Source organism: Ammonifex thiophilus (assembly GCF_003368535.1).
Taxonomy (GTDB): Bacteria; Bacillota; Desulfotomaculia; order Desulfotomaculales; family Ammonificaceae; genus Ammonifex; species Ammonifex thiophilus.
The window spans coordinates 1-410 of the sequence record NZ_QSLN01000064.1; the positions used below are offsets into that span (position 1 = coordinate 1).

The following is a 410-nucleotide window of genomic DNA, read 5'->3' on the forward strand; positions in this document are numbered from 1 at the left end:
CGTTCCCGGCCGTGTGGGACCTGCGAAGATGTGGCGAAAAAGATCACTACATCCAGGTCATTGGGATCATTTTTGCGCGATACGAATGACCCTCCGACGACAATTGACGTTGCCCCAGCCTCCTCGGCCCATTCGTAAATATCCAGGAATGGCTTGAGGAATTTCGAGCGAGCCATCTCTTGATAATGGCCGAAGGTCTTCTCGGGACTGCTACAGAACTCCGCAATGAAGTCTTCCTTGCTTATGATGTAAGTTCCCGGCAGCAACAGGCCCTCTTCAAACTTGAGCGAAATCTTATCCATCAATTCAATCTCCAACAAAGCAATGGAATTGTCGTGAGCCGCGAAGAGAATTATACCTTGGTCTCGTTGATCGCGGCCGGAAGTTCGCGAGTTTATTCAAGCACTGGG

The 410-nt window shown here is 50.2% G+C and carries 1 protein-coding gene; it reads right to left on the reverse strand.

Annotated features, from left to right (window positions below):
• On the reverse strand, nt 1–302 hold a 302-nt coding region (locus DXX99_RS11075; protein ID WP_134643024.1), incomplete at its 3' end, for a DUF6932 family protein.
• Nucleotides 303–410: the final 108 nt, after the last annotated feature.